Here is a 16770-nt window from a genome sequence, read left to right on the forward strand (position 1 = left end):
TAAATTAAGAAAGGAAGATGGAATGTGGGCAGAGATGATAATAAAGCTACAAGTAATAACAAAAACAGTTTACCTCAAACGCCAAAAAGCTTAAAAATCCCACAAAGTCTTATCAAAGAAGAAACAGCTAGTGAATTTGCAGAAATAGGTTCCAAAGCGTTGAAAGTTTTAAACACATCCACTCATCAAAAAATTGCACCAGATCGTATTAGAGCAGAACTCGCTAGTGAATTTGCAGAAATAGGTACCCGAGCGTTAAGAGGTAAAAACACATCCATCCTATACACAACAAAGAAAGAGTAGCATTGAGAAAACGCAGTAGTAATAAATGAGCTCCAAGAATTTGTCGTGGTGTAAACCTGTTATTAATTCACGATAGATAAATCTTTTCTTTTAATATTCTCATTTAAAAAGCGACCGAATATGTAAATTCGGTCGCTTTCTGATTCTTCTATGTCATTATTTAGTGTTTCTTTAAACAACATCATTTGTAAATCAATCTATATCACTACATAACGCGTTTGAACATTTTTTCAATTTCGTATGTGGAGAAATGAACAATTACAGGGCGGCCGTGCGGACATGTAAATGGATGCTCGGCATGTTTAAGATCTTCCATCAGTTTGACCATATCTTCTCTCGTCAAATAGTGATTGGCTTTAATGGAACGTTTGCAACTCATCATAATCGCTGCATTTTCGCGTAATTTCTTGATGTCTGTTTTACGGCTTGTCAGTACTTGTTCAACGAGTTCTTTTACAATCTCTTCTTCGAACCCTTTCGGAAACCATACGGGGTACTCCCGCACAATAAACGTTGTCGGGCCGAACTCTTCGAGAAAAATCCCCACTTCTTCAAGTTCATTTGCCGATTCTTTTAATCGAAGTGCTTCGTCAGCAGAATAATGCATGGACAGAGGGATGAGCAGAGATTGTCTTTCATTCGACTGCACATCGCCTACCTTCTCACGGAAAAATTCATATTTAATCCGTTCCTGTGCCGCATGTTGATCGATTAAGTAAAAACCATCAGCACTTTGGGCTACGATATACGTTCCGTGGATTTGTCCGACGATATCCAACTCCGGAAAAGGTTCCTTGGACGATACTGGTACCAGATGGTCGATTGATGGCTCAGGTGAAGATTGGACCGGTTCCATCTGCTCTTTCACCATTAACGATTCTGGACTTTTATTGAAAGTCTGCATCGGCTGGAATGGAGCAGATGTTGTTGGTGTTGTTGGTGTTGGTCTTGATTTCCACAAATCCATTTGTTCGCTTGGCGCAACCATCTTTTTCGGTTTTTCTGCAATTTCAGGTGCCCGCATAACGGATCTCAAACTCTTCCGAATCGTTTCCTCGACCAACTGTTGCAACTCTTTTTCTTTGCTCAAACGAATTTGTTGTTTCGAAGGATGAACGTTAACATCTGTTAAATATGGATCGCCTTCTATATGAAGGATAACCAGTGGAAAGCGTTCAATCGGCAAAAACGTGTGGTAAGCATTGACGATTGATTGCTGGACACTATAATGTTTTACCCAACGTCCATTGACAAATAGAGTCAGGTAATTTTTCGAAGCGCGTGTGATTTCCGGTAATGACGCATAGCCATGGATTCGGTAATCTGCTGATTCCCCTTCAAAAGGAATCATTTTTTTTGCGATGGCCATGCCATAAATAGCTGCAACGACTTGTTGCAAATCACCCCGACCATTTGTATGAAGAAGCACTTGTTCTCCATGTGTCAGTTTAAAAGCGATAGACGGATAGCATAGTGCAAGTCGATTAAGTAAATCAATGATATGCCCAAGTTCCGTCTGGATCGTTTTCATATATTTCAAACGGGCCGGAGTATTAAAAAACAACTGCGACACTTTGATATCTGTACCTTTACGAAGTGCGCCTGCCTGTTGTTTTTTTAAGTGACCCCCTTCTATCTCGATGCTTGTCCCTGTGGAAACACCGTCTGAAGTCCATAAAGAAACTTTGGATACCGATGAAATACTGGCCAGTGCTTCTCCACGGAATCCGAGTGTTCGAATTCGGAACAGATCATGTTCATTTGAGATTTTGCTCGTCGCATGTCGTGAGAATGAAAGAATTGCATCCTCTCCATCCATCCCGCTTCCGTTATCCGTTATTTGAATGGTCTGCAGTCCCGCTTCTTCCAAATACACATCAATGGAAGTGCTGCCAGCATCAATTGCGTTCTCAACGAGTTCTTTCACGACGGAAGCAGGTCGTTCCACCACTTCTCCCGCAGCGATTTTATTTGATAAAGGTTCGTCCATTAATCGTATTTGTCCCATAGGGTCCGCTCCTTTCTGAATCGTTTATTTACCGATTTTTTGTTGCAATTCATATAAGAACTGAAGTGCCTTCATCGGTGTTGTTCCGGAAATATCCAAATCTCTTATGGTTGTCAGGACATCCTCTTGCTGAGGTTCTTTTGAAATATTCTCAGCATCTTTCTTCGTTTCTTGGAAGAATGTTAATTGTTCATTTACAGAAGACTGTGTATCTTTAAGATTATGTTCCTTACCAGTTTCAAGCTCTTGAAGAATGTCTCTTGCCCTAGCAAGAATCGGTTCAGGTAACTGAGCCAGTTCCGCCACATGGATCCCGTAACTCTTATCAGCTGGACCATTTTTCACTTTGTGTAAAAAGACCACTTTGCCACTCTGCTCGACCGCAGCTACATGAACATTGCGTAATTTATCCAGCTGTTTTTCGAGCTGCGTTAATTCATGGTAGTGTGTTGAAAATAAGGTATTTGCACGAATTTCATGATGAATGTATTCCATCATTGCTTGAGCGAGAGCCATCCCATCGTAAGTGGACGTACCCCTACCAATTTCATCGAACAGCAAGAGGCTGCGTTCAGTCGCATGCGTTATTGCGTATGTGGATTCCAGCATTTCGACCATGAAGGTACTTTGACCAGCTGCTAAATCATCCGCTGCACCAATACGTGTAAAAATTTGATCGGTCACAGGCAGCAATGCTTGTTCTGCCGGCACGTAGCAACCCATTTGCCCCATAATGACCGTAATAGCCACTTGTCGCATGAATGTACTTTTACCCGACATATTGGGTCCTGTAATGAGCAACATATTCTCTTCGGATGTCAGGGCACAATCATTCGGTACATAATGCTGTTTGTTCATCATTTTTTCAACTACAGGATGACGTCCGTTAACGATATTCAGTTCCAAACCGTCATGAAACTTTGGTTTAGTCAGTCGATATTGGTCAGACACTTCAGCAAAACTCGTAAATACATCCAGTTCACTTACCTTGGCTGCCAGTTGCTGAACTTGTGGAATGTATTGTTTCACTTGTTCACGTATGTCGACGAAAAGAGAATACTCCAATGCTAAACTTTCTTCTTCTGCTGTTAAAATCAAAGACTCTTTTTCTTTCAGTTCATCCGTAATATATCGTTCCGCATTAGCTAACGTTTGTTTTCTTTCGTAGCGTGCCATATCAGCCAAGTGAATATTTGATTTTGTGATTTCAATGAAATACCCAAAGATACGGTTATAGCCTATTTTAAGCCCTTTGATGCCAGTCCGTTCCCGTTCCTTCAACTCGAGAGCAGCAATCCAGTCTTTGCCGTTCTTCTTCGCATAGCGGAGCTCGTCCAAGCGTTCGTGAAAACCGTCACGGATGATATCCCCTTCTTTAACTGAAAGAGGTGGATGATCGGCGATTGCTTCTTGCAGCAAACTCAAAAGCTCTTCACACTCATCTAACTGGTCAGCCGCTTTTTTAAGCGCAGGTTTACCACTTTCAATCAATTGGGTTTTAATCAATGGAATTTGAAGAATCGATTGTCTTAATTGACTTAAGTCCCGGCCACTAGCAGTGCCAAAAGAAATGCGACCAATCAAACGTTCCAAATCATATACTTCTTTTAAGCTTTCTCGAATATCCGCTCGGGAGAAATAGGCTTCCAGCATTTCAGTGACGATTTCCAAGCGCTCTTCAATTTTCATACGATTTGCTAAAGGTTGATGCAACCACTGCTTTAATTTGCGTCCACCCATAGCGGTCATTGTTTCATCGAGCAACCAGTATAGTGAACCTTTTTGATCACCACCACGAATGGATTGAACCAGCTCTAAATTGCGTTTGGAATGAAAATCTATCGTCAAAAGCTCCTCGCGTTCCTGGAATTGGAATGCTTGAATATGCTCAAGTGAACGTTTTTGTGTGCGGTGTAAATAGTTCACCAATCGTCGACAAGCTCCACGCACCTCGACTGGATTATGTTCCGTAAAGGATTCATCAGCTTGTGCTTCGAGTTGGGTCTCTTCGATGGATAGTAAAATGGAATGCACGTCAGCCAAATCTGACAGTAGCACAAACAGTTGCTCAGGTACAACGAGTTCCCGGATGGATAACGTTTGCAATTCTTGAATTAAATTCTTTTCAGTGCCTGTTAGTATCGCGCTAGTACCTTCGCCTGTCGATAAATCCAAATAAGCATAAGCAAAGCGATTTTCATCCAGTTCTTCTGCCGAAGCGATAAAATGATTGCTTTTGCCATCCATATTTTTACCTTCAATAATCGTACCAGGTGTAATTAAACGAACAACTTCACGCTTAACGACTCCTTTTGCTTGTTTAGGATCTTCCGTTTGCTCACAAATTGCCACGCGGTGACCTTTTTGAATGAGTGTTTCTATATAATTTTGCGCTGCGTGATGTGGCACACCACACATAGGAATGCGGTCTTTACTTCCTCCATCACGACTCGTCAGTGTGATTTCAAGTATTTGTGATGCATTGATGGCATCATCGAAAAATAATTCATAAAAATCGCCCAATCGGAAAAACAAAAAGGCGTCTGTATATTCGGATTTAACTTGTAAGTATTGTTGAATCATAGGTGTATAGGTGTTCATGTCAAAACCTCTTTCAAATACTAGCGATTCTTTCATTATAACTTAACTTTCACAGTGGTTAAACAACCATGATCTTACAAAGGAACGTGCATATGTATAAAGTGAAGAAAAAATTATCGGCAATCTCTAAAAACTGCAACCAAGTTGTGAATTTAAAATTAATAGCGAAGTGACTGCGTCACCTCGCTAATGTTTTTATTTCTTATGTTCATCGGAAAGTAGATGAAGTCCAATGGTCATAAAAAAAAGCCGGATTTCGTGCCCCGGCTTAAGAGAATGATGAGGACTCTTTAGCATCACTAAATGTTGAAGTTGACGATGAAGATGAACTTTCGTCTTTATATGACCATTCTTCCTCGTAATCACCTGGTTGAACTTGAATAACAACTGTTGTTTCACCAACAACTTCTGCATGCAATTCTCTTTCTACTGTTACTTTAAATTGCTCGCCATCCGGTGTAATGATGGCTTCCGTGCAATTCGGTTGTTGTATGACACGTACATGTATGTCCTCAACACCTTGTGAATCATCTTCACGATAATGAAGTTTAATACGCTCTCTGTATGGTACTGTTTCTGAAAATACAGAGGTTTTAGAATGGTCGTGATGTGCATACCACACATTGATGTCGTACTTTCCAGACACTTCCACAAATTTACCATGTTTCTTCGCTTGGTGAGTGTGATTAATAACCCAACACCCTAAAATGCTAGAAGGGTTATTTGGTGGACGTAACGTTTCACTAGCTTCTGCTCTCTTTTTACCTTTCGCCACGACTGCTTTCGTCACGATTTGACGGGTATATTTCAAAGCCATCCTCCTTCGTTCGATTCCTTTTCATCATATGCAGGCTGTGCCCATTAGGTGATAGGAATTGTGGAAAGCGCCAATTTTCTCGACACCGCTTGTTTCCGCTTGAGGGCTTGAAGCTTATGAGCGTGCTGGCGCTTGGAACTAGACATTATGAAAGGATGATTTAATAATGATTGAAACCATCGAAGGAAAAGAAAAACTGCTCCCTCTTATATAGAAGGAACAGTTTTATTTGCGTTTTATGAGCAACTGCCTGGTTTAGTATTTTGTACTCTTGAACCTGTTTCTCCGCGAAGTAAATCGCCTTCCGTTGATTCGATGATTTGGTTTGTTACATTGTTGGCAATAGTATTTGCTACTAATTGAAGTAAATCATTTACATCCCCTTGTGATTGCTTGAATTCTTGAACAATCGGGATTTCATCAATTTCTTCTTCGATTTTCTCGATTTTACCTTCAATTAATGTTAATGCTTTTTCTTTACCGTAATGTTGGAAATTAACTGCTTGTTTTTGAAGACTCTTCAAACTCGCAATTTTTTCACGGATTTTTTGATTTTCATTAATTTGCGCTTCCGCACGTTTAAAGAAATCCACTTCTTCTGTTTGTGCAATCATATCTGCGATTTCTTTAGCTTTTGCAATAATATCATCTTTTGTATATTTCGTTGTCATAAGACACCCACTTCTTGGCCTGATAGAACTTCGATTAATTCGCCTTCTAGAGACCATGTTTTTGTATTTGTAATCTTCACGTGAACCAATTTACCGATAATATCATTCGGACCTTCAAAATTCACTAGCTTGCTTGTTCTTGTATAACCCGCAAGTACCGCTGAATTTTTCTTACTTTCACCTTCAACCAATACTTCAACAATTTGGCCATCATAAGCCTGCATTGTCTCTGCTGATAATTTGTTGACAAGATTGTTTAACCTTTGCAAACGTTGTTTCTTCACATCCATCGGAACATTATCTTCCATTTTGGCAGCCGGTGTCCCTTCACGAGGTGAATAGATATACGTATAGGCATGTTCAAACCCAACTTCTTCATATAAAGACATGGTTTCCTCAAACTGCTCGTCCGTTTCGTTCGGGAATCCGACAATAATATCCGTAGTCAATGCCGCATCAGGAATCGCAACTTTAATTTTGCTGACCAATTCCAAATATTGTTCACGGTTATATTTACGGGCCATTAGTTTTAGCATACTGGAGGAACCTGATTGGACAGGTAAATGAATATGTTCCACTAGATTTCCACGCTTCGCGAGCACTTCAATCAAGTGATCGTCAAAATCTCGTGGATGGCTTGTTGTAAAACGAATGCGTGGCATATCGATTTGACGAAGATCATTCATCAAATCACCCAGTCGATATGTAAGATCGTCGAAATCTTTCCCATATGCATTCACATTTTGCCCAAGTAAAGTGACTTCTTTATATCCTTGTGCCGCTAGCTGTCTGATTTCCTGTATGATATCTTCAGGTCTGCGGCTCCGTTCTTTTCCTCTTGTATATGGAACAATACAGTACGTACAGAATTTGTCGCATCCATACATAATATTGACCCACGCTTTGATTTCGCCACGTCGGACTTTAGGCAAACTTTCGATGACGTCTCCTTCTTTTGACCACACCTCAATGACCATTTCTTTTGACAGATAGGCTTCATTTAAAATGTGAGGCAAACGATGAATATTGTGAGTACCGAAAATCATGTCGACTTGATTATAAGTTTTTAATATTTTATTGACAACTGATTCCTCTTGAGACATGCAACCACAAACACCGATCAACACATCTGGATTATCACGTTTAATCTTTTTGTAGTGGCCAAGTTCACCAAACACCTTATTCTCGGCATTCTCACGGATGGCACATGTGTTCAGCAAGATGACATTTGCTTCTTGTACACTCTGAGTTGGCGTATAGCCCAGTTGCAGGAATATACCTGCCATTACTTCTGTATCGTGTTCATTCATTTGACATCCGAATGTCCGAATGAAAAACTTACGACCTTGTCCCATTCCCAAAAATTCAGGTTGAATCGCAAAATCTTTATGGTAAGCTACTTCTTCTTTACCACGTTTCTTTGCTTCTTTCAAAGATGGTGCCACATAAACTGATTGGAAATACTTACTGTAGTCTTTTTCCGTTTTATTCGTTTCTTTTACTTGTGAATTATGTAAGCGTTGCTCTTCGTTCATAAAATTGCTCCTTTCATCCTGTACACCCATCAGACGAAAACTTCATTCCTCTATTATACTGATACGGCATGTGTTCCTACAAGATGTCAGCTGCAATTGTCGGTGTTTCGACAAAAAAACTGCCGATTTTCACCGGCAGTTCAATTCTTACAAAAATTCTTTTACAAGTTCATCGAAATCTCTTTGGCTCATCATTAAATCTTCTGTTGATAATGGCGTTTCAGCGTAGCCTGACACCATTTCCTGATAAGAAGGTTGTTCGTTGTTTTGATAGATGATGCCTGTTACAAGGCTTTCATGTTCCATTAACGTTGCCATTGCTTGTGGACGGTTGGATGAATCGTATCCTTCGACAGTTGAAAGTTTTGTGATGCGTTCCTTGAACCAATCATATGTGTTTATTTTGTTGTAAGTAACACATGGACTGAATACGTTGATGAACGAAAATCCTTTATGGTTAATTCCAGCTTCAATGATACTTGTCAATTCTTTTAAATCGGAAGAGAATCCTTGTGCTACAAATGTTGCACCAGACGTTAAAGCCATTTCCAGTGGAGCAAGAGAAGGTTCAATCGCACCTCCAGGCGTAGATTTCGTTTTGAAACCTGCTGCTGAACGAGGCGATGTTTGCCCTTTTGTCAGACCGTAAATCTGATTATCCATGACGATATATGTGATATCGATATTTCGGCGAATCGCGTGGATTGTATGTCCCATCCCGATCGCAAAACCATCTCCATCTCCACCTGAAGCAATTACGTTCAAATCACGATTAGCCATTTTCAAACCTTGAGCAATCGGAAGTGCACGACCGTGAATCCCGTGGAATCCGTATGAATGTATATATCCAGAAATTCGACCTGAGCAACCAATTCCGGAAATAACCGCTAAATCTGTTGGTTCGATCCCTACATTAGCTGCTGCACGTTGAATAGCTGCCTGTACGGAAAAGTCGCCACAGCCTGGACACCAGTTGGGTTTTACATTATTGCGAAAATCTTTAAATGTTACCATCTGAGAGCAACTCCTTTACGCGATTCGTTAATTCTCTTGGCAAGAAAGGTGTTCCATCATATTTTAATACGTTCACGATTTTGTCATGAGCGCCAACATTCATTTTAATAATATTTGCCAGTTGACCAGTTGCATTATTTTCAACGACCAGTACTTTTTTCGCAGCCACAATAAGTGGTGAAACATGTGCAGTCGGGAAAGGCTGGATTAAACGGATATGTGCATGATTAGCACGAATACCTTGTGCATTTAAATTCGCCTGAACTTCTTCTAGTACCCCTCGAGTCGAATTGAAGCCCACTAACAGGACATCCGCTTCTTCATGAGGTGCATATACATGAACAGGGTTCGGGAAATTGACATGCTCCATTTTTCTCATACGCTTGTCCATTTGCAGTTGACGATTTGCAGCCGATTCAGAAGGCTTGCCAGTTTCGTCGTGTTCAACACCAGTAACGTGGTGAATTCCATTTTTCATTCCAGGAATGACACGAGGAGACACACCATCTTCCGTCACTTCGTAGCGTTTAAAGTATGATTTATCTTCGGCAGCTACTAATTCTTCTTCCACTTTTAGACGGCCTCTGCGAAGTGCCACTTTGCTGTAATCAAATGGTTCCACCGTTTGTTTACCTAACGATAGCTGTAAATCGGATAAAATAATAACAGGCAGTTGTAATTCTTCCGCAATATTAAACGCTTCAATTGTATCGAAAAATGCTTCTTTGCCCGTACTTGGAGCGATGACCACTTTTGGGATCTCCCCGTGTGTACCATAAATCATCTGCATTAAATCGGATTGTTCTTGTTTCGTCGGCAAACCTGTTGATGGGCCACCACGTTGTGTATCAACAATGACGAGCGGTTGCTCGGTCATACCTGACAAACCGATTGCTTCCATCATTAAAGATAAACCAGGACCCGCAGAAGCAGTAAATGAACGAACCCCACCGTAGTTTGCGCCAATCGCCATGGTTGCAGCGGCAATTTCATCCTCAGTTTGAATTACAGCCCCACCAAATTTCGGCAATTTCTTAATCAAGTATTCCATTATTTCAGATGCAGGAGTAATAGGATAGGCTGCCATAAATCTAACACCAGCTGCAAGTGCACCTAAAGCGATAGCATCGTTTCCAATCATAAACAAACGATGTTTCCCATCTGCAGGCTCAAGTTCCCACTCACCAATCCGATCGCCCAAATGTTGCGCCATCACTTCATAACCTTGTTGGATCGCTTGCATGTTTTTTTCAACAATTGTCTCGCCTTTGCGGCCGAAAATTTCATCGACTACGCTTTGGAAAACAGTTTTATCCAAATTTAACAAAGCGGATGTAGCACCAATTGCCACCATGTTTTTCATTAAAGACGTGCCGAGTTCAGATGCAATTTCCGTAAACGGAACGCTGTACATGGTCGCAACACAATCTTCTGGGTGTTCGGGATTAAATTTCGTATCAGCCAAAATGACGCTTGAAGCTGTCAGTTCTTTATAGTTTACATCAATTGTTTCTTGGTCAAATGCAACTAAAATATCTAAATCATCTGGTATTGTGCGAACTTCTGTCGTTCGTACACAGATTTTATTATTCGTGTGTCCACCTTTAATACGTGAAGAAAAGTGACGATAGCCGTACAAGAAATACCCTAAGCGATTCATCGCCATTGAGAAAATTTCTCCGGTACTTTCGATTCCTTCCCCTTGTTGCCCACCGACTTTCCATGAAAGCTGATGTAACATATGCAAACAACTCCTTAACAGATCAGGTAATAACCTCTATTTTCCTACATAAGTTTATCACTTAATTGCTTCATTCACTATAAAATAGCGGTAGTTTTTTGAAATTCAGACCTTTGGAGGAAGCCAAATTAGTAATTTGTGCTGAAAATACGTAAAAACCCAACCTCTTTTGAGATTGGGTTAGTTTACAATTAAGTAAGAATAGCGCTTTACGCTTTTCTTATTGTGCTCTTGTACGTTTTTCAACTAAAAGCTTAATAGCTGTCCGGTCTTCCCCAGAGATCACAATATCTGTAAATGCCGGAGAACAAATTAAATCGGTGCCACTCGGCGCGACAAAGCCACGTGCAATTGCAACTGCTTTTACCGCTTGATTAAGTGCTCCTGCTCCAACTGCTTGCATTTCTGCATACCCTTTTTCACGGATGACTGCAACTAATGCACCTGCAACTGAGTTTGGATTAGATCTTGAAGATACTTTTAATGATTCCACTACGATTCCTCCTTGTCCTTGCTGACCGTTGGACGATTAAGATGTCCTTAAGTCACTGTATGCAAGATAAGAGAAAGATAGAAGAAATTATCCTCTGAAAGGATAATCTTCGTTGATATAAATACGTTCAAACGAAGTGGCTTTTCCTGTTTGGTTATCCAACTCTACGAAAAATGCGCTGAGTACAGATCTTCCTGACTTTGGTACCTCAAAACGAGCGGGCATATTCGTCTGGAAACGATACAGTACATCTTCTTTCTTCATCCCAAGTACGCCGTCGTAAGGACCTGTCATCCCGACGTCCGTGATGTACGCTGTTCCATTTGGATAAATGCGGGCATCTGCTGTCTGGACATGTGTATGCGTACCAACAACGGCGGATACTTCCCCATCTAAATGCCAACCCATCGCTATTTTTTCACTCGTTGCTTCTGCATGAAAATCAACAAAAATCAGTGGAGATATTTGCTTTGCTTCATTTACAAGCTCAGTCGCTTTTTTGAATGGATCATCATGTGGCGGTAAAAATGTACGGCCATGCAAATTAATCACGGATAACGTATGACCGTTTTTTGTAATAGTCGTCATGCCCTTACCCGGTGCTTCATCTGAAAAGTTTGCCGGACGAATTAAATAATCAGTATCATCAATGAAATCAAAAATTTCTTTTTGATCCCATGTATGGTTCCCCATCGTCACAACGTCGACTCCCATATAAAGCAAATCTTGAAATATCTTTTGAGTTATGCCTCGACCTGCTGCAGCATTTTCGCCATTTGCAATGACCACGTCTGGTTGATATTTTCTTTTCAATCTTGGTAAATAATCTTCTACTGCATCGCGACCAATCGATCCAACGATGTCTCCAATAAATAATACTTTCATTTTCATTCCTTCTTTCATTTCCGTTGGCTCTGCTGTTGGTTGTTGATATTCCGCAAAACGGCTATCACCTTATTGGTGAATATTTCTTTAATGTAAGAATATCCTAAAAAACTTTTACTATCATAAAAAGTAAAAAAAGGCCTCAGATCGAAGCCCTTTTTACTTATTTAGCGTATTCAACGGCGCGAGTTTCTCGAATGACCGTTACTTTAATATGACCAGGGTAATCCAGTTCTTCTTCAATTCGTTTACGGATATCACGTGCCAAACGATGTGCTGTAATATCATCAATTTGTTCCGGACGAACCATAATGCGAATTTCGCGACCTGCTTGAATGGCAAATGATTTCTCAACACCATCATATGACTCTGAAATTTCTTCCAGCTTCTCAAGACGACGAATGTAATTTTCTAACGTTTCACTACGTGCACCAGGACGTGCTGCTGACAATGCATCGGCTGCGGCTACTAACACTGCAATAACAGATGTTGCTTCTGTATCCCCATGATGGGAAGCGATACTGTTAATGACGACTGGATGCTCTTTATACTTCGTAGCAAGTTCCACACCAATTTCAACGTGGCTACCTTCCACTTCGTGGTCGATTGCTTTCCCGATATCGTGTAGAAGTCCTGCACGACGTGCAAGTGTTACATCCTCGCCAAGTTCAGCTGCAAGCAATCCAGCTAAAAATGCCACTTCTTTTGAGTGCTTCAGGACGTTTTGACCATAACTCGTGCGGTAACGCATCCGACCCATGATTTTAATTAAATCTGGATGTAAATTATGAATGCCAATATCAAATGTCGTTTGTTCACCGATTTCACGAATTTGTTCATCAACTTCTCGTCTTGATTTTTCGACCATTTCTTCAATACGTGCCGGGTGAATACGTCCATCTTGCACTAATTTTTCAAGTGCGAGACGTGCTGTTTCACGACGAATCGGATCAAAACCAGAAAGAATAACTGCTTCAGGTGTGTCATCGATTATTAAATCGATACCTGTCAATGTTTCGAGAGTTCGAATATTTCGACCTTCTCGTCCAATGATGCGGCCTTTCATTTCATCATTTGGCAAGTTTACTACTGATACAGTCGTTTCTGCTACATGGTCTGCCGCGAAGCGTTGTAGAGCTATTGACAAGATTTCACGTGCTTTCTTGTCTGACTCTTCTTTCGCACGCGTTTCGGATTCTTTCGTCATAACTGCGATGTCCGTTGCTAATTCATTTTCTACTTGCTGTAGAATGATGCCTTTCGCTTCTTCACGTGTTAATGCAGAAATGCGTTCAAGTTCTGTTTGTTGTTTGGCAACTAATTCTGCCACTCTGCTTTCCATCTGCTCGATATGCTGTTGTCTCTCAGTCAGAGCGTCATCTTTACGCTCTAGACCCGCTTCTCTTTTGTTAAGAGCATCATCCTTACGGTCAAGGTTTTCTTCTCTTTGCAAGTACCGATTTTCCTGTTTTTGCAGTTCAGATCGGCGTTCACGGATGTCAGATTCTGCTTCAGATCTCAATTTGTGAGTTTCATCTTTTGCTTCTAGTAATGCTTCTTTTTTAAGAGCTTCCGCTTCTCGCTTCGCTTCGTCTACGATAAGCACCGCAGACTGCTTCGCACCAGTCACTTTTGAATCGTTCACATTTTTAATTAAAATATAGCTAACAACGGCACCGACGATAAGACCAAGCAAAGCGGAGATGAGTACTGTTTCAATCATTTGAACACCTCCTCTTGCTATTTCATTTTCATGTTCAGTCGGCTCATATATGGAGTCATCCACAATACTGCCAAATGGTTTCATTTAAGAGATTATACAAGTTTAATTGTATAGATGTAAAAATACTCTGTCAAGGATTCACGAGTGTCCTTAAAGGAAAATAGCCTGCCGATTTTTACGGCAGGCTACTACTTAAATCTTATTTTTCATCTAGTAATAACTCAAACTCTTCATCTTCTTCTTCCTCATGAGCTGCAATTGTGTAAGCTGTGGCCATCATGCCATAAGCTGCACGGATTTTTTGAGCAATCTCATTACGTGTTGAAGGATTATCTTTAAGGAATTGTTTTGCATTTTCGCGTCCTTGGCCTAAACGATCATCGTTATATGCATACCAAGAACCGCTCTTGTTCACGATGTCCATTTCGACTCCTAAATCAACGATTTCACCTTCACGTGAAATCCCTTGTCCATACATAACATCGACTTCCGCAGTACGGAATGGAGGTGCTACTTTGTTTTTAACGACTTTAATTTTCGTTTTGTTCCCCATGAAATCGTTACCCGACTTGATGGCTTCTGCACGACGGACTTCTAGACGCACTGAACTATAGAATTTAAGTGCGCGCCCACCAGGTGTTACCTCCGGGTTACCGAACATAACGCCGACTTTTTCACGAATTTGGTTGATGAAGATTGCCGTAGTTTTTGACTTGCTGATTGCACCAGACAATTTACGTAAAGCTTGTGACATCAAGCGCGCTTGAAGACCTACGTGAGAGTCACCCATATCGCCTTCAATTTCAGCTTTAGGTACAAGTGCAGCAACTGAGTCAATAACAACGATATCAACTGCACCACTACGTACAAGTGCTTCACAAATTTCTAATGCCTGTTCACCTGTATCTGGTTGTGATAATAATAATTCATCTATGTTTACGCCTAAATTTTGTGCATAAATTGGATCAAGCGCATGTTCAGCATCGATGAAAGCTGCTTGTCCACCAGCTGCTTGTGCTTCTGCAATCGCATGAAGTGCCACAGTTGTTTTACCTGAGCTTTCAGGTCCATAAATTTCAATAATACGTCCTCTTGGATATCCGCCCACACCAAGTGCCACGTCAAGTGCAAGAGATCCGCTGGAAGTAGTCAATACTTCACGATCAGTTTTTTCGCCAAGTTTCATAATAGAACCTTTACCGAATTGTTTCTCAATTTGTTTTAACGCCATGTCTAACGCTGCTTTACGATCGCTCAAGAATGGTTCCTCCTTTGATTTAAACACTAATTTAACTTCTGTCTCTACTATACTTGGTTTATGAGAAATATACAAGAAAAAAGCGAACGTTTATTCGGTTTATTTTTTTATCATATTTAATGACAAGCTCATCATTATTCAAAAGGCTCTATAAAACTATTATTGTAGATTATTAAAAAATATAGAAGGAATCGGTTCCCTTTCCGTGTACGAGCAGATTGGTTAGTTGCTCCCAAATCGCGAAAGTTGATTTCAAATTTGAAAAAGTTGCTCCAAAACCAGTGAGAGTTAATCCCCTTTTCGAAAAGTAGAACAGTCCACAATGCCGCAATCGCATGAAGCTGGAGACCCACAAGTATGTGGTGTTCATTCTTGTTGGCTAGTGAGGAACATTCTTTTTACAGTGCCTATCAAAAAAGGAGCAATCTTTATGAGAATGATTGCTCCTTTACAAATCTATTATTGTGCTTGATTGTTTGATAGCAATTGAATCAAATAATGGAACGTCCTCATCACTGCTCTCAGACGATTGGTATTACGCATATCGCTTAAATGCAGTTCGTGAGTCACCACATCATCATTAGGAAGGCTGATTGCGATCCACACAGTGCCTGCTGGCTTATTATCATGAGAGTTAGGACCAGCTGCACCTGTCAGTCCGACGCCTATATCCGTTTGGAACATTGCTTTCACCCTACTGGCCATGGCAGTCGCACATTCAGCACTCACAACTCCATATTGGTCGATGATGTCTTTTGAGACTCCGAGCTGATTCATTTTCGACTCCGCTGTGTATGTAACCACACCACCAACCAATGTTTGACTTACACCAGGGATGGCAGCCAGTTCTGATTGGAATAATCCAGCAGTCAAACTTTCAGCTGCCGATATCGTCAATCCTTGCTCTATTAATAATTTGCTTGCACTTGATGCAAGCGAGTCATCGTTGTAACCGTATAAATAATCTCCTACGCGTGAAAGTAATACTTGTTCAGTTTCTTGAATCAATTTTAGGGCTTCTTCTTCTGTAGAAGTTTTGGCGGTAATCCGCAAAGTGACTTCCCCATCGGAAGCTAGTGGCGCAATAGTTGGATTAGTTTGGGCATCCAGTAAATCCATAATCCGTGTTTCAAGCTCCGCTTCACCGATTCCATAAAAACGAAGGACGTGTGAAATAATCACTTCTCCTTGATTCAGCCATTTCGCCAAAACGGGCTTTGCTTCTAATTGAAACATTGGTTCCATTTCTTTAGGAGGTCCAGGCAGAAGGATATACACATGGTTTCCTTTTGAATAGAACATCCCCGGAGCCATACCGTTATGATTAGCCAACACTTCACAGCCATCAAGTACAAGAGCCTGCTTCTTGTTATTTTCAGTCATCGGACGGTTTATACGGTTAAAGAATGCTTCAATGGAAATCAGTGCGGTCTCGTCCATAACAAGGTCCGTTCCTACGTGCCTTGCAATAGTTTCTTTCGTCAAGTCGTCCTTGGTTGGACCAAGTCCACCAGAGAATACAATTAGATCCGCTCGTGTTTCAGCCAATTCAATCGCTTGTTTTAAACGCTCCGCGTTATCACCAACTACCGTATGATAATAGACATTGACACCCAGTTCAGCCAGTTGACTCGAAATATAGCGTGCATTTGTATTTGTGATTTGTCCAAGCAACAGTTCAGATCCTACTGCAATAATTTCAGCATTCATCTACATTCACG

The 16770-nt window shown here is 40.8% G+C and carries 13 protein-coding genes; 1 reads left to right on the top strand and 12 read right to left on the bottom strand.

What is annotated here, in order from left to right:
• The first annotated feature begins 24 nt into the window (after positions 1-24).
• The gene (locus tag MHH33_RS11275) at positions 25-303 is read left to right on the top strand and encodes a hypothetical protein (RefSeq protein WP_016427557.1); all 279 of its coding nucleotides are present in this window, start codon (positions 25-27) and stop codon (positions 301-303) included.
• A 205-nt stretch (positions 304-508) separates the two neighbouring features.
• Here the strand turns inward: MHH33_RS11275 and mutL are convergent, their stop codons facing one another.
• From mutL to MHH33_RS11335, 12 genes are all read right to left on the bottom strand, one after another.
• Positions 509-2311, bottom strand: a complete 1803-nt coding sequence (gene mutL, locus MHH33_RS11280) for a DNA mismatch repair endonuclease MutL (protein WP_342541795.1) — start codon at positions 2309-2311, stop codon at positions 509-511.
• A 24-nt stretch (positions 2312-2335) separates the two neighbouring features.
• Positions 2336-4912 (bottom strand): DNA mismatch repair protein MutS, encoded by a 2577-nt coding sequence (mutS, locus tag MHH33_RS11285; RefSeq protein ID WP_016427559.1) that lies wholly within the window; start codon positions 4910-4912, stop codon positions 2336-2338.
• A gap of 268 nt (positions 4913-5180) precedes the next feature.
• Entirely contained in the window at positions 5181-5729 is a 549-nt protein-coding gene (gene cotE, locus MHH33_RS11290; RefSeq protein ID WP_342541796.1) for an outer spore coat protein CotE, read from the bottom strand.
• A gap of 236 nt (positions 5730-5965) precedes the next feature.
• Positions 5966-6400, bottom strand: coding sequence for a YlbF family regulator (locus MHH33_RS11295; RefSeq protein ID WP_016427561.1), 435 nt, complete (start codon positions 6398-6400; stop codon positions 5966-5968).
• Positions 6397-7935, bottom strand: coding sequence for a tRNA (N6-isopentenyl adenosine(37)-C2)-methylthiotransferase MiaB (gene miaB, locus MHH33_RS11300; protein WP_016427562.1), 1539 nt, complete (start codon positions 7933-7935; stop codon positions 6397-6399). Before miaB ends, MHH33_RS11295 begins: the two co-directional genes overlap by 4 nt.
• A gap of 147 nt (positions 7936-8082) precedes the next feature.
• Positions 8083-8949, bottom strand: a complete 867-nt coding sequence (locus tag MHH33_RS11305) for a 2-oxoacid:ferredoxin oxidoreductase subunit beta (RefSeq protein ID WP_016427563.1) — start codon at positions 8947-8949, stop codon at positions 8083-8085.
• Positions 8936-10690 carry a 2-oxoacid:acceptor oxidoreductase subunit alpha gene (locus tag MHH33_RS11310; protein ID WP_342541797.1) on the bottom strand — a complete coding sequence of 585 codons (1755 nt, stop codon included), beginning with the start codon at positions 10688-10690 and terminating at the stop codon, positions 8936-8938. Before MHH33_RS11310 ends, MHH33_RS11305 begins: the two co-directional genes overlap by 14 nt.
• 220 nt (positions 10691-10910) lie before the next feature.
• Positions 10911-11183 (bottom strand): stage V sporulation protein S, encoded by a 273-nt coding sequence (locus MHH33_RS11315; RefSeq protein WP_016427565.1) that lies wholly within the window; start codon positions 11181-11183, stop codon positions 10911-10913.
• 87 nt (positions 11184-11270) lie between these two features.
• Complete coding sequence (locus MHH33_RS11320; protein ID WP_016427566.1) at positions 11271-12068, bottom strand: TIGR00282 family metallophosphoesterase; 798 nt, start codon at positions 12066-12068, stop codon at positions 11271-11273.
• Between the two features lie 163 nt (positions 12069-12231).
• Positions 12232-13791, bottom strand: coding sequence for a ribonuclease Y (gene rny / locus MHH33_RS11325; protein ID WP_016427567.1), 1560 nt, complete (start codon positions 13789-13791; stop codon positions 12232-12234).
• 199 nt (positions 13792-13990) lie between these two features.
• On the bottom strand, positions 13991-15049 hold the full coding sequence (recA, locus tag MHH33_RS11330; RefSeq protein WP_016427568.1) for a recombinase RecA: 1059 nt from the start codon (positions 15047-15049) through the stop codon (positions 13991-13993).
• 459 nt (positions 15050-15508) lie between these two features.
• Positions 15509-16759 carry a competence/damage-inducible protein A gene (locus tag MHH33_RS11335; protein ID WP_342541798.1) on the bottom strand — a complete coding sequence of 417 codons (1251 nt, stop codon included), beginning with the start codon at positions 16757-16759 and terminating at the stop codon, positions 15509-15511.
• Positions 16760-16770 lie beyond the last annotated feature (11 nt).

The sequence above is a fragment of the Paenisporosarcina sp. FSL H8-0542 genome (assembly GCF_038632915.1).
Classification (GTDB): Bacteria; Bacillota; Bacilli; order Bacillales_A; family Planococcaceae; genus Paenisporosarcina.